At 64.3% G+C, this 13,625-nt stretch carries 13 protein-coding genes; 7 read left to right on the top strand and 6 right to left on the bottom strand.

Features of this window, described 5'->3' with window-relative positions; genetic code table 11:
* Positions 1–2 precede the first annotated feature (2 nt).
* The 5 genes from NG900_RS23805 to NG900_RS23825 all read left to right on the top strand — a co-directional run bounded on the left by NG900_RS23805 (position 3) and on the right by NG900_RS23825 (position 7,026).
* Entirely contained in the window at positions 3–1,334 is a 1,332-nt protein-coding gene (locus tag NG900_RS23805) for a glycosyltransferase family 2 protein (protein ID WP_252684407.1), read from the top strand.
* Positions 1,335–1,386: 52 nt separating this feature from the next.
* On the top strand, positions 1,387–3,537 hold the full coding sequence (locus tag NG900_RS23810; RefSeq protein WP_252684409.1) for a TolC family protein: 2,151 nt from the start codon (positions 1,387–1,389) through the stop codon (positions 3,535–3,537).
* Positions 3,534–4,571 carry an HlyD family secretion protein gene (locus tag NG900_RS23815; protein ID WP_252684411.1) on the top strand — a complete coding sequence of 346 codons (1,038 nt, stop codon included), beginning with the start codon at positions 3,534–3,536 and terminating at the stop codon, positions 4,569–4,571. Before NG900_RS23810 ends, NG900_RS23815 begins: the two co-directional genes overlap by 4 nt.
* Positions 4,572–4,713: 142 nt before the next feature.
* Positions 4,714–5,982, top strand: coding sequence for a D-amino acid dehydrogenase (locus tag NG900_RS23820; RefSeq protein WP_252684413.1), 1,269 nt, complete (start codon positions 4,714–4,716; stop codon positions 5,980–5,982).
* 111 nt (positions 5,983–6,093) lie between these two features.
* Complete coding sequence (locus tag NG900_RS23825; protein WP_252684415.1) at positions 6,094–7,026, top strand: glutamate/aspartate ABC transporter substrate-binding protein; 933 nt, start codon at positions 6,094–6,096, stop codon at positions 7,024–7,026.
* A gap of 71 nt (positions 7,027–7,097) precedes the next feature.
* On the opposite strand, the gene NG900_RS23830 is transcribed toward NG900_RS23825, so the two are convergent.
* The 6 genes from NG900_RS23830 to NG900_RS23855 all read right to left on the bottom strand — a co-directional run bounded on the left by NG900_RS23830 (position 7,098) and on the right by NG900_RS23855 (position 11,961).
* Positions 7,098–7,847 carry an amino acid ABC transporter ATP-binding protein gene (locus NG900_RS23830; RefSeq protein ID WP_289813959.1) on the bottom strand — a complete coding sequence of 250 codons (750 nt, stop codon included), beginning with the start codon at positions 7,845–7,847 and terminating at the stop codon, positions 7,098–7,100.
* On the bottom strand, positions 7,844–8,536 hold the full coding sequence (locus NG900_RS23835; RefSeq protein WP_252684417.1) for an amino acid ABC transporter permease: 693 nt from the start codon (positions 8,534–8,536) through the stop codon (positions 7,844–7,846). Before NG900_RS23835 ends, NG900_RS23830 begins: the two co-directional genes overlap by 4 nt.
* A gap of 2 nt (positions 8,537–8,538) precedes the next feature.
* The gene (locus tag NG900_RS23840; protein WP_252684418.1) at positions 8,539–9,234 is read right to left on the bottom strand and encodes an amino acid ABC transporter permease; all 696 of its coding nucleotides are present in this window, start codon (positions 9,232–9,234) and stop codon (positions 8,539–8,541) included.
* Between the two features lie 60 nt (positions 9,235–9,294).
* On the bottom strand, positions 9,295–10,140 hold the full coding sequence (locus NG900_RS23845; RefSeq protein ID WP_252684420.1) for an ABC transporter substrate-binding protein: 846 nt from the start codon (positions 10,138–10,140) through the stop codon (positions 9,295–9,297).
* 361 nt (positions 10,141–10,501) lie between these two features.
* The gene (locus tag NG900_RS23850; RefSeq protein WP_252684422.1) at positions 10,502–11,080 is read right to left on the bottom strand and encodes a hypothetical protein; all 579 of its coding nucleotides are present in this window, start codon (positions 11,078–11,080) and stop codon (positions 10,502–10,504) included.
* An 89-nt stretch (positions 11,081–11,169) separates the two neighbouring features.
* On the bottom strand, positions 11,170–11,961 hold the full coding sequence (locus NG900_RS23855; protein ID WP_252684424.1) for an IclR family transcriptional regulator: 792 nt from the start codon (positions 11,959–11,961) through the stop codon (positions 11,170–11,172).
* Positions 11,962–12,271: 310 nt separating this feature from the next.
* On the opposite strand from NG900_RS23855, the gene NG900_RS23860 reads away from it, so the two are divergent.
* Positions 12,272–12,961, top strand: coding sequence for a 3-oxoacid CoA-transferase subunit A (locus NG900_RS23860; protein WP_252684426.1), 690 nt, complete (start codon positions 12,272–12,274; stop codon positions 12,959–12,961).
* Positions 12,958–13,620, top strand: coding sequence for a CoA transferase subunit B (locus tag NG900_RS23865; protein WP_252684428.1), 663 nt, complete (start codon positions 12,958–12,960; stop codon positions 13,618–13,620). Before NG900_RS23860 ends, NG900_RS23865 begins: the two co-directional genes overlap by 4 nt.
* Positions 13,621–13,625 lie beyond the last annotated feature (5 nt).

Raw genomic sequence — 13,625 nt, forward strand, 5'->3', positions numbered from 1 at the left:
CCATGGACGCGGTACTGGAAGTGTGGCAGTCGTTCTTTCGCGAGCTCTCGGGGCCCAACGGCTTGACGCGGCTGTTCCTCATGCTGTTCCCGTATTTCCTTCTGTTCGAGCTGCCTTTCAACGTGATGGTGTTTCTGGGGGCGCTGCGCTGGTTTGTCCGCAAGCGCAGCATGGTGCAGCTCAACAACACGCATTACCAGCCGCGGGTGTCGTGCATCATCACCTGCTACAGCGAGGGGCTGGACGTGCAGAAGACCATTCTGAGCCTGTGCGAACAGACCTACCCCGGCCACATCGAGATCATTCCGGTGGTGGATGGCGCGGCAGTCAACCAGGTGACGATGGATGCGGTGCGCGACTTCCATCTGGATCCGCACATTTACCCGCGCCGGCACCTGCGGCCCATCGCCAAGTGGCAGCGCGGTGGCCGGGTGTCGTCGCTCAACGCTGGTCTTGCCCAGTCCAGCGGCGAGATCGTCATGGCGCTCGATGGCGATACCTCATTCGACAACAACATGGTCAGTGCCATGGTGCGGCACTTTGCCGACCCCGACGTGCCTGCGGTGGCCGGGAGTCTGCGCGTGCGCAACGCCTGGGCATCGGTGACAGCGGCAGTGCAGGCGCTGGAATACCTGATCTCCATCCACTTCGCAAAGATCGGGCTGGCCGAGTGGAACGTGGTCAACAACGTTTCGGGCGCATTTGGCGCATTCCGCCGGAGCTTTCTGGAAGTGGTCGGCGGCTGGGATACCCACACTGCCGAAGACCTGGATCTCACGTTGCGCATCAAGAGCTACGCACGTCGGCGCAACCTGCGCATCCCGTTCGAGCCCGAGGCCATCGGGCACACGGATGTGCCGGCCACCTTGCGGCAGTTTCTGATGCAGCGGCTGCGCTGGGATGGCGACCTGTTCTTTCTCTACATCCGCAAGCACAAGCACAGCATCACGCCGGGCTTGCTCGGCTGGCCCAATTTTCTTGCGGCGTTGGTCAGCGGCCTGTTCTTTCAACTCGTGCTGCCGTTCATCATCCTCACGTACACCATCATGGCAGTGGCCCTGCTGCCGTGGACGACGTTGATCTTGATCTTCATGTTGACCTACGGCCTGTACCTGCTGATTACCGTGGCCATGTTCCTGGGGATGCTGGTGATGACATCGGAGCGCCCGAGGCAGGACATCAAGCTCGCGATCCTGCTGCCGCTGTTTCCGCTGTTCATGATGATGGTGCGGCTGTGGAGCGTCGTGGCCATCCTGAACGAGGCGCTGCGCCGGGGGCACGAAGAGTCGAGCATGGCCCCCTGGTGGGTGTTGAAAAAAGCGACGCGATTCTGATTGCGCAGCCATGGATGACTTGAACACAATCAGCACGGATTCGCGCCAACGTATGCCACGTACCGTCTACCTTGCCGTGATTGCCTTATGTGCGACTGCAGCCCACGCAGCACCGCTGCCCTTGGCAGACGTCTTGAGCGGTGTCGACAATGACCCCGCGGTCCGTGCCGAATACGCTGACCTCGACGCCGCGCTCGGCGATCGCAAGCAGCGGGAGAGCGAGGCCGGGTGGCGCGTGGTGTCTTCGGCCGGCATCGGCAAATATCGCGAACTGGTGACAGACCAGATCATCACCGACTACTACGGCCGCAACATGGCGGTAGGCGTGGCCTATCCGCTGTTCGGCAGCCTCAAGCGGCAACTGGATGCGTTGCGCGGAAGCGAGTTTGCCGTGCAGCGCCAGCAGATCCGGATCACCCTGCGCCGGGCAGAGCGCCGTTTGGTTTTGCGCACCACCTATGCCGATTGGTGGCGCGCCCAGCAGGAGGGGCTGTTGTGCGGGCCCTTGCGCACCGATGCCTCCCAGGCGATGGATCAACTGGGCCGTCGCGAGCGCGCCGGTTGGCTGCGTGGGTCGGAGGCCAGCGAGCTGCGCGGGCAATGGCAGGCGCTGCTGAAATCTTGCCGCGTACAGGCGCAGATCGAGGCGGAAACGCGCGCCACGATTGAACGGCTCACCCAGAAGACGGTGCCCGATGGCACCACCGCAGTCGGTGAGCCGCTCGCCGCAAAGCCTGAGGCGCTTGCTGCGTGGCAGGGCCTGCTGGATCGCCAGCCCCGCGTGGTCGACCAGGAAACCCGTCTGCGTGAGGCGGACGGCAACCGGCAGCAACACTGGTACGACAGCATTGAGTCCAGCGCGAGCGTTGGATACAACCTGAACAACCGCGCCGGCGTCGCCAGCACGGGCAATTCTGTGGTGGCCAGCATCAATTTCTCCATGCCGTTCGACGTGGCCGGTGCAACTGCTGGCCGGCGTGACGCAGGAGATGCGCGCTACATCGCGGCCAAAGCGAGGCTGGATGCGGAGCGCCAGGAGGTTGCCACCGAGCTCGGACGCGCATTGCGCACGCATCGGGACGCGGCGCTTGAATTGCAGTTGCGTGAAGACCAGCTTGCCGCGGCCCAACTGCAACTGCATGAACAGCGCAAGCGCACGAGCCTGGACGGCGACCAGGCCATCGTGCGGGTGCAGGCGGCGCAGCGGCAGTACTACCAGGCGGCCTTTGCACGCGTTGCGGCATGGCACCAGCTGTGGGTGCAGGAATCCGCGCTGCGTACCTTCGTCGATGTCGACCAGGACCCGAGCGCCGATAGCGTGCTCGGTGAGCCGCGCTTGCGTTGGCAGGGGGATGGCCTCAACGCAGCCGCCGCCACGGAGTCTGCCGGGGCGGGGCAGGTGTCGGCGTCAGCGTCTGGCACGGACAAAACTTGGCGACAGGGCGTTTACTTGTGGGACAGCCAGGCCCTGCTCGACCCGGCGCGCATGGCAGATGAACTCCGCACGCTGCGTCAGGCACGGATCGACCAGCTCTACGTTGGTTTGAATCGGGCGCAGGTGACTCGGATGGCGGACACGCGCGAGGGGCTGCGCACGCTTATGGACGCCGCCGGCAAGCAGGGCATGCGCGTCAGCTTGCTGCTCGGTGACCCCGCCTGGTTGCACCCAGGCGAGCGAAAGAGCCTGCTCGGCCTGATCGGGCAACTGAAAGATCTTCCCTTTGCGAGCCTGCATCTGGACCTCGAAGTCGAGCAACTCGGCTGGCCTGTGCCCGACGGGCGCCTGCACGATTGGCTCGATACCCTGGCCGCGGCGGCCCGGACGAGCCCATGGCCGGTCGAGATCTCCAGCCACCCGCGGTGGTTCGGTGCGCAGGAGGCGGGGCGTCCATGCGTGCCGTGCCGGCTGCCGGACATCGGCGTCACGCATGTCAGCCTGATGATCTATACCCGCAATCCGCAAAAGAGCGCGGTGCTGGCGGACGACATTGCGCGGCGCTGGCCCAAGCTGGTCTTCCGGCTGGCGCAAAGCGTGGAAACGAAGTTGCCCGCCGACGAGACCTGGGCTGGCGCATCGCCGCGGCAACTGGAAGAACAGGTGGAGGGCTGGCGCACCAGGCTGGCACCTCAGGGTGTGACTGGAGTTGACTGGCAGGATTGGCATGACTATTCCCGCCTCTTTCGTGGCGGACGATCGCAATGAAAATTCGCTTTGATAGCAGCAAAGAACGCAGCCCCACGCAGGAGCAGGGCCTGAAGGTGCTCTATGCGCCCGGCAAGCGCATGGCTTTTCGCCTGCGGTGGTATTTAATCCTGCTCCTGGTTGCCAGCCCGCTGATCTGGTTCTTTGCCAAGCTGGCGGTGGGCGCATGGATGATCGAGGCGCCGGCGCAACTGGTCTTGCCGCAGATCGACATCCGCTCTCGCGAGCCGGCCTTGGTCAGCCGCGTGAACGTGCGTGCCGGCGACAAGGTCGAAGCCGGCCAGGTCCTGCTGGACATGGACAACCCCGAGTGGAAGCAACGGCTGCGGCAATTGCAGGCGTTGTCCAACGACGCGCAGGCTGCGCCCGTGCCGGCGGCTTCAACGCTGCGGGATGTTCTGCGCCGGCAACTGGATCGGTCATCGGAAAAGTTGGCCCTGACCCGGCGGCTGGTGCGCGAGGGCGCAGCAACGCAGGGCGAAGTGCTGGCAGCCGAGGCCGAGCGCGACCAACGGCAGGCCGAGCTCTTGTCTTATGAGCAACGCCAGGAGCAGGCACGCACATCGCCCGCGCTTGCCCGGGACGTCGCCATGCAGGGTGCAGAAGAACAGTGGCTGACCGGCCGGCTGCAGGCCCTGCAGTTGAAGGCGCCCGAACCCGGCGTGGTGTCGGAGGTGCTCGTCCACGAGGGCGAGAACGTCGGTGCAGGGACGCTGCTGGTGCGCGTCGCGCGCATGGCCGATGCGGTCATCTGGGTGTATCTCGATCCGGCGCACGCGGCGTACGGCAAGCCAGGGCAGCCATTGAGGCTGAAGTTGCCCGACGGCCATTGGCTTGACGCGAAAGTGCTGCAGAGCGCAGACCGCGCCAACCGCTTGCCGGAGGACTTGCGCTCCCCGTTTGGCGCGCCGCAGCGATGGCTGATGGTGCAGGTGGCCGTCGATGGCGCCATTCCGCAGCGTTGGCTTATCGATCAGTTGCCGCTGACGGCGCGTTTCCCGCATCGGCTGTCGTCGCTGTTCTCTTCCGATTGAAGGGACACTGCTGCGCGGGCGAACGGCGGGGTGCCGTTCACCCTATAGCTCCACAACATTCCCGCCAACAACTGCGCATTTGCGCAACTGCGCTCCACCTCCTTAAGCTGCCGACAACATTCCACCAAGTGGCAGCTTGTTCATGCAAATTGCAGTAGTCGGCGCCGGCATCATCGGCATCAGCACGGCCCATGCGTTGGCCCAGGAAGGCCACCAGGTCACCCTGGTCGAGCGCCATCCGGGCCCGGGCGAAGGTACCAGTTATGCCAACGGCGGTCAGTTGAGCTACAGCTACGTGGCGCCGCTGGCCGGGCCCGGCGTGCTCTCGCACGTGCCGGGCTGGCTGCTGCGCCGTGATTCGCCGTTGCGCCTGAAGCCTTCGCTGGATCCGGCACTGCTGCGGTGGGGGCTGCGCTTCATTGCCGCCTGCAACCGCGACCGTGCCGATCGCACCACGCGCGAGCTGCTGGCGTTGTCGTTCTATAGCCGTACCCGCATGGAGGCGCTGCGCGAAGCGTCGCCGGATCTGGCATTCAGTTTTGCCCGGCGCGGCAAGCTGGTGGTGCACCGCGATGCCGGCGCATTCGAATCCGCCCGCGCGCAGGTTGGCTATCAGGCCACGCTGGGCTGCGAGCAGCACGCGCTGTCGGTCGATGAGACCCTCGCACATGAACCAGCCCTCGCGGGTGTGCGTAGCGAAATCGTCGGTGCCATCTACACGCCCGACGAAGATGTGGCGGATTGCCATCAGCTCTGTGTCGGCCTATTCAACCGGCTGCGCGAGATGCCGAACGTGACGCTGCGTTTCAACACCGGCGTTGACGCGTTGTGGACCCAGGGCCGCCGCGTGCGCGGCCTCAAGCTGGCCGATGGCGAGCAGCTTGCCGTCGATGCGGTGGTGATGGCGGCCGGTGTGACGAGCGCGAAGCTGCTTGGGCCCCTGGGCATCGACCCCGGCCTGTACCCGCTCAAGGGCTACAGCATCAGCCTGCCGCTGGGCGAGGGCGATGTTGCCCCCGTGATCAGCGTGACGGATGCGGCGCGCAAGATCGTCTATGCGCGGATTGGCAAGACGCTGCGCGTTGCCGGCATGGCGGATCTGGTGGGCTGGTCGACGGCGCTCGATACGCGCCGCGTGCAGACGCTGTATGACGAAACCCGCGCGCTGTTTCCCGGTGCCATGCGTGCCAATGACGCCGGCGCCGACGCAGCGCCCTGGGCTGGCATGCGGCCTGCAACGCCCACGGGCGTGCCGGTGGTGGGCACATCACCGGTGGAGGGGCTGTGGCTCAACGTCGGTCACGGTGCGCTGGGCTTTACGCTGGCGCTCGGCAGCGCGGGCCTGTTGGCGGACTTGATTGCGGGGCGCAAGCCGGCGATTTCCCCAGTGCCGTATGCGCTGGCTGCATGACAAAAGAGCGAGATTCGAAAGACCGAGCGTGCTGGCCCGATGGTCCACATCTGGCCTACACCCATTGGTAACCCAAGTAGTCTGGAGCGAACATCCCTAAGGAGGGGAAGCATGAAGACGCTGCATCCGATGCACTCGACCAAACGTACCCTGTGCTGTCTGACGTTGGCTGCTGCCGGCGCGCTTGCCGCGCTGTCGACCGGCGCACAGGCGCAGTCCAACGACACGCTGGCCAAGATCAAGCAATCGGGCGTGATTTCCGTGGGTTATCGCGAATCGTCGATTCCGTTTTCGTATGAAGCCAGCAGCGGCAACATCACCGGCTATTCGCAAGAGATCTCCAACATGATCGTCGCCGGTGTGGAAAAGGCAGTAGGCAAGAAGCTGCAGGTCAAGCTCACGCCGATCACGTCGCAGAACCGCATTCCGTTGCTGCAGAACGGCACGATCGACTTCGAGTGCGGCTCGACCACCAACAACCTTGAACGCCAGAAGCAGGTCGCGTTCTCGAACAACATCTTCATCTACGGCATGCTGATGCTGGTGAAGAAGGATTCGGGCGTGAAGGACTTTGCGGACCTGAAGGGCAAGACCGTGGTGACGACCGCCGGCACCACTGAAGACCGCATCCTGCAGAAGATGAACGGTGAGGCCAAGGACGGCGACAAGATGAACCTGATCCTCGCGAAGGATCACGGCCAGGCGTTCCTGACGCTGGAGTCGGGCCGCGCCGTGGCGTTCGTGATGGACGAGCCGTTGCTGTACGGCGAGCGCACCAAGGCCAAGAACCAGGCCGACTGGGTCGTGACCGGCACGCCGCTGCAAACCGAAACCTACGCGTGCATGATGCGCAAGGACGATCCGGCGTTCAAGAAGGTGGCCGACGACGTGATTGCCGACCTGATGAAGTCGGGCAAGGCCAACGACCTGTACAAGAAGTGGTTCCTGTCGCCGATTCCGCCGAAGGGCCTGAACCTGAACTACCCGATGACGGCGGGCATGAAGGATCTGTACGCGCACCCGAACGACAAGGCGATTCAATAAGCTGAGTCATTGCGCTTCAAAACAAACGGGGGACATCGCGTCCCCCGTTTTTTATTGCGCGATGCCGTGGCTCAGGCGGGCTGGCTCCACGGTGAGCGGATGTCCGCCAAGAAGCGCTGCGCACGCGGGTGCTGCGGGCGCAGGAAGAAATCTTCGGGGGTGGCGCGCTCCAGCACCTGGCCCTGGTCCATGAAGAGCACGCGGTCGGCCACTTCACGCGCGAAGCCCATTTCGTGCGTCACGCAGACCATGGTCATGCCGTCGCGCGCGAGGTCCTTCATCACCTGCAGCACCTCGTTCACCATTTCGGGGTCGAGCGCGGAGGTGGGCTCGTCAAACAGCATCACCGGCGGTTTCATGGCCAGCGCGCGGGCAATCGCCACGCGTTGCTGCTGGCCGCCCGACAACTGGCTCGGGTAGGTGTCGGCCTTGTGCGGCAGGCCCACGCGTTCGAGCAGGCCCATCGCAAAGTCCTTCGCTTCCTGCGGCTGCATGCGCTTGAGCTGCACGGGCGCGAGGATGCAGTTCTGCATCACCGTCAGATGCGGAAACAGGTTGAATTGCTGGAACACGAAACCGATGCCGCTGCGCAGTTCGTTCACATCCACGCCGTGCGCGTGCACGTCGTGCCCGTTGACGGTGATGCGGCCTTTCTGGATGGCTTCGAGCCGGTTGAGCGTGCGGATGAGCGTGGATTTGCCCGAGCCCGACGGCCCGCACACCACCACCACTTCGCCCTTGGCGACGGTTTCGTTGACGTCGACCAGCGCGTGGTAATCGCCATACCACTTGTCGACGTGTTCGATCGTGATCATGTTCATGGTTTGGATGGCGCGTGCGCTGCGAGGCGCCGCTCCAGATAGAACGCCACGCGTGTCAGACTGAAACACATGACGAAGTAGCTGATGCCCAGCAGGCCATACACCTCGGCCGATTTGACCATCACGGCGGTGCTGATCTGCCCCGCCACGAACGACACCTCGGGCAGGCTGATGATGTAGCCCAGCGAGGTTTCCTTGATGGTCGACACCAGCTGGTTGACCAGCGACGGCAGCATGTTGCGCAGCGCCTGCGGCAGGATCACCAGCCGCATGGCCTGCATATACGACAGGCCGAGCGTGCGGGCGGACTCCATCTGCCCGCGCGGCAAGCCCTGGATGCCGGCTCGCACGATCTCTGCCAGGTAGGCGCCGTCAAAGATGACCAGCGCGGTCAGCATGGTGCTGAATTGATCGGTGCGATGCCCGGTGATGGTCGGCAGCAGAAAGTACGCCCAGAAAATCACCATCAGCAGCGGCGTGCCACGCACCACGTAGACCAGCGCCGTGGCCGGCCAGCGCAGCGCAGCGATCGGGCTCACGCGGCACAGGCCCAGGATGATGCCCACCGGCAGTGCGAGCACGAGCCCGGCCGACGCCAGCAGGAACGTCAGCGCCAGACCGCCCAGTGGCCCGTTCGGGTACTGGCCGATCAGGTAGTAGACGCCGTAGGTTTGGATGAGGTCGAGCATCGTTACAGCGTCCTCACCGGGAAACGATGCTGATACCAGGCCGAAAACACCGTAATCGCAATCGAGATGGTCAGATACGCCGCGGTGGCAAACGCAAACGCCTCAAAGCCGCGGAAGGTGGCGCTCTCCACCTGCTGCGCCTGGTACATCAGCTCAGCCACGCCGATGACCATGGCGATACTCGAGTTCTTCCACAGGTTCAACGTTTGGCTGACCAGCGGCGGGACGGTTACGCGCAGTGATTGCGGCAGGATCACCAGCCGCATCGCCTGCAGGAACGAGAGGCCCAGCGCGCGGCTGGCTTCAAGCTGCTCTTTCGGGATGGAGCGGATGCCGCTGCGGATGTCTTCCGCCATATAGGCGGCGGTGTAGAGCACAAGGGCGATGACCGCGCTCGCGGCCTCGTAGTTCATGCTGTAGAGCCAGTCGCGGATGAACTCCGGCAGGATCTGCGGCGCACCGAAATACCAGAACAGCATGTGGGCGAGCAGCGGCACGTTGCGGATGGCCTCGACGAAGGCCTGGCCGATGCCGCGCAGCGGCGCTGCGGGTGCCAGGCGCAGCAGCGCAACGACGATGGCAAGCGGCAGCGCCAGCACGAAGGCCAGCACCGAGAGCTTGATCGACAGGAAGAAACCGCTGACGAGCCACTGGTGATACTGCCCCGAGAGCAGCATCGACAAATCAAATTGGGGCATGGGAATTCACCGCCCGGACGCAGTTTAGACACCCGGTCCGGGCGGTCCGACGTTTAGCGATTAATCGATCTTGTCGGTCGAGATCTTGAAGGTGCGCTCCGGGAAGGCCATCTTGGTCTTCGGGCCGAACCACTTGTCGAACAGCTTCTGCGCTTCGCCGCTCTTCTCCATGCCGAGCAGCACGTCGTCGACTTGCTTCTTGAAGGCCGGCTCACCCTTGCGGATGCCCAGTGCCAGGTGCTCGGTCGACAGGTTTTGTGGCAGCAGCGTGTAGTCCTTCGCTGCCGGGCCCATCTTGGCCATGTTGCCGATCAGCGTGGTTTCGTCGTTCACGTAGGCGACGCCCTTGCCCTGTTGCAGGGCCAGCAATGCCTGCGGGCTGTTGTCAAACGAGACGACATCGGCGTTCTTGATGGTCTTGGCGATGTTGGCTTCCATGGTGGAGCCCTTGACCGTCAGGAGCTTCTTGCCGTCGAGTTGCGCGAGCGACGTGATCCCGCTGCTCTTCTTCACCATGGCCTTCTGACCGGTGATGAAGGTGGAGACCGAGAAGTCGATCTGCGCCTCGCGCTCCTTGTTGTGCGTGAGCGAGGCGGCCAGCAGGTCGACGCGGCCTTGCTGCAGTTCAGGCAGGCGCGCGGCCACGGCCAGCTGCTTGAGCACCGGTTTCACGCCCAGGCTCTTGGCCACCGCGTCGCACATGTCAACGTCATAGCCGACGATCTCGCGGCTCATCGGGTCTTTCAGGAAGCTGAACGGCTCGTCGGTGCCGAGCACGCCGCAGACCAGTTCGCCTTTCTTCTTGATGTCGGCGAGCTGGTCAGCATGGGCCGTGGTGGCGACCAGGGTGGCCGCGGCCAGGATGGTGGCACCAGCAAATTGCGTCAGACGTCGGCTTGTTTTCATCGGGTGTTCTCCTTGACGACTTGGGTGGTGGACAGTGCGCGAATCAGAGTCGCCCGCGAGCATACCGGCACACAGGCAATTCGGTTGCGCGGACTTCGGATAACCATATGACGGCGTGTGCAAAGCGCCCAACTATAGCCGACGCCGAAGCGGTGCAGACGCGGTTTGGCGGACGGTTTGGGGCGGGAAAGCACAGATGGGATGTCGGGATTGCCGGGCAGCGTGCGAGTGGGCCGGCGAGGCCCCTGCAGCAAGGATGGGGCCCGGCAGGCGTTTGATGAAAAGAGACTTTGTCTGCCATTAATGACATGGCAGTCGGCTGCGCTCCATCAGGGGATTCCCGGGGCGGGTGGCGCGCGTTTTACAGCGTGCCGCAGATCGATTCGTTGATGGGCACGTCGCCCACCGTCTCGTGGTCGTTGCCGCGGTAGCGGTAGACCAGGCTCAAGCCCAGGCGGGTGAGGATGCGCACATCGCCGTTGTTGCAGATGTTCTTCTGCAGGATCGGTACGAAATTGAGCCGAAAGCCCTGCGATGCGGCCGAGTGCGCGGCGTAGTTGGTGAGCGTGATGACGAAGATGAGGGTCTTCTTCTGCGCCAGCGAACATTGCACAAGCGCGGTCTCGCGGTCGAGCGGGACGGGGGTGAAGCGGTTGATCTCGGTACAGGCCTGGGTGAGGGCGCGATCTGCGTTGCGGGCGGGGCCGGTGAGGGCTGGCACGCCGGCAGCGGCGGTGCTGCGGCCCGTGGCAGCGCCCACCAGCATGCGGGCCAGCGGAGAGAGCTCCTGCATGGCGGCCGCCAGTGGCGACGATTGCGCCCACGCCGGGCTGGACAGAAGCGGCAGGGCAAGCGCCAGAACGCGCGAAACACGCGCCCGGCTGCGGCGACCTTCCACATCCAGACCGGCGCGAGTGGCGGTGTGTTGAGTCACAGACATCCTCTTTGCCCACGGAGCCACAATTTTATTGAAAAAAGTGCCGGGATGCGAGGCGCGCAGCGCACTACGCACTGCTGTTTTTGTTGAACTCAGGTCCGCACCCGGACCATGGCCGAAATACGCTCGGCCGCCTGCTGCAGCGGGCCGAGGAACTGCTTCGTCATCTGCTTGGCGGACGTCCGGTTGGCCTGTCCGCTGATATTCATGGCGGCGATGATGTCGCCGGCCCGATTGCGGATCGGCGCCGACAGCGAGATCAGCCCTTCTTCGAGCTCCTGATCGACCAGCGCCCAACCCTGCTGGCGCACGCCGGCAATGATGTCCTTCAACGCGTCGACCTCGGTAATGGTGCGCTGCGTGCGTGGGCGTCGATCGGATTCGCGCAGCACGATGTCGAGCTGATCTTCGGGCAGGCCCGACAGCAGCATGCGGCCCATCGACGTGCAGAACGCTGGGAGGCGGCTGCCGACCGATAGGTTCAGCGCGATGATCTTCTGCGTGGGTACGCGCAGCACGTAGACGATCTCCGTTCCATCCAGTACCGAAGCCGAGCAGCTTTCATGCACCGTCTGCACCAGTTCCTCTATCACCGGTTCGGCGAGGTTCCAGAACGGCATCGAGGTGAGGTAGGCGAAGCCCAGGTCGAGGATCTTGGGGGTCAGGCGGAACAGGCGGCCTTCAAAACTGACGTAGCCCAGGCTCACCAGCGTGAGCAGGATGCGGCGTGCGCCGGCGCGGGTCAGGCCCGTGGCCTCGGCCACTTCGGAGAGCGTCTGCTCTGGGCGCTCGGCATTGAACGCGCGGATGACGGAGAGCCCCCGCGCAAAGGACTGAACGTAGGAGTCGCTGGGTTTTTCGGCAGGAAGTTCGGCGGCAGACATGCAAAAAGAGGCGGAAAGCGGTGCAGTGGCCTCAAGACTACTGACATTGTTCCTGTTTCGCTACTCGAACGGCCGATCGGTATGCGTACGTCTTGACATGCCCCGGAGGGGAGGCGTAGATTCGTTCTTGGATCGAACGTGTGTTCGTATATCGAACAAATGGAGCGTGGCCAGACAGCAAAGGCCTGTGTCGATCCAGTTGTCCAACAGGAGACTCGCAGGCCGCACTGTGCGGCACGGCCATTCCCGGCCCGCGATGCTCCGCGGCGCCCGGTCATCCAAGCACGGCGCCCCCTGCCGGAGAATGCACGTGATCAACAAGCTTTGTCCGTCCGTCGAGGCCGCCCTGGCCGATATCCCGGACGGTGCCACCATCATGATCGGCGGGTTCGGTACCGCCGGCATGCCGTCCGAGCTCATTGACGGGCTCATCGCCCACGGCGCGCGAGAGCTCACCATCATCAACAACAACGCCGGCAACGGCGAGACGGGCCTCGCCGCGCTGCTCAAGGCGCGCCGCGTGCGCAAGATCATCTGCTCGTTCCCGCGCCAGGCTGACTCGTACGTGTTCGACGCGCTGTACCGCGCGGGCGAGATCGAGCTGGAACTCGTGCCGCAAGGCAATCTGGCCGAGCGCATCCGCGCCGCCGGTGCCGGGATCGGCGGGTTCTTCTGCCCGACCGCGTACGGCACGCAATTGGCCGAAGGCAAGGAAACGCGCATCATCGACGGCAAGCCGTATGTGTTCGAGTTGCCGTTGACTGCCGACTACGCGCTCATCAAGGCCCTGCGCGCAGACCGCTGGGGCAACCTCGTCTATCGCAAGACCGCGCGCAACTTCGGCCCGGTGATGGCCATGGCAGCCAAGTGCACCATCGCGCAAGTCAGCGAGACGGTGGAACTCGGCGAGCTGGACCCGGAGCACATCGTCACGCCGGGCATTTTCGTCAAGCGCGTCGTGCAACTCGGCGCCGAACAAGCCGCCAAGGAGGCCGCATGAGCGCCGAAGCCACCACCAAGATCCAGCGCTGGACGCGTGACCAGATCGCCACCCGCGTGGCGCGCGACATTCCGGACGGCTCGATCGTCAACCTCGGGATCGGCCTGCCGACGCTGGTGGCCAACCAACTGCCCGCCGACCGCGAAATCATCCTGCATACCGAAAACGGTCTGCTCGGCATGGGCCCGGCGCCCGCAGCCGGCGAGGAAGACGAAGACCTCATCAACGCGGGCAAGCAGCCGGTGACCGCGTTGCCCGGCGCATCGTTCTTCCATCACGCCGATTCGTTTGCCATGATGCGAGGCGGCCATCTCGACTATTGTGTGCTCGGCGGCTTCCAGGTGTCGGCCACGGGTGACCTGGCCAACTGGCACACGGGTGCGCCGGACGCGATTCCGGCCGTAGGCGGGGCGATGGATCTGGCGATCGGCGCCAAGCGGGTCTTTGTCATGATGGAGCACCAGACCAAGCACGGCGACAGCAAGATCGTGCCGTCGTGCACATACCCGCTGACGGGCATTGGCTGCGTCGATACCATCTACACCGACCTCGCCGTCATCGACATCACGCCCGAGGGCTTGGTGGTGCGCGAGATGGCCGATGGCCTGGATTTCGATACGCTGCAGACGCTGACGGCCGCGCCGCTGCGTCGCGCATAAGACAA

Origin of the sequence: Ralstonia soli (genome assembly GCF_023955655.1) — a bacterium.
GTDB lineage: Bacteria > Pseudomonadota > Gammaproteobacteria > Burkholderiales > Burkholderiaceae > Ralstonia > Ralstonia soli.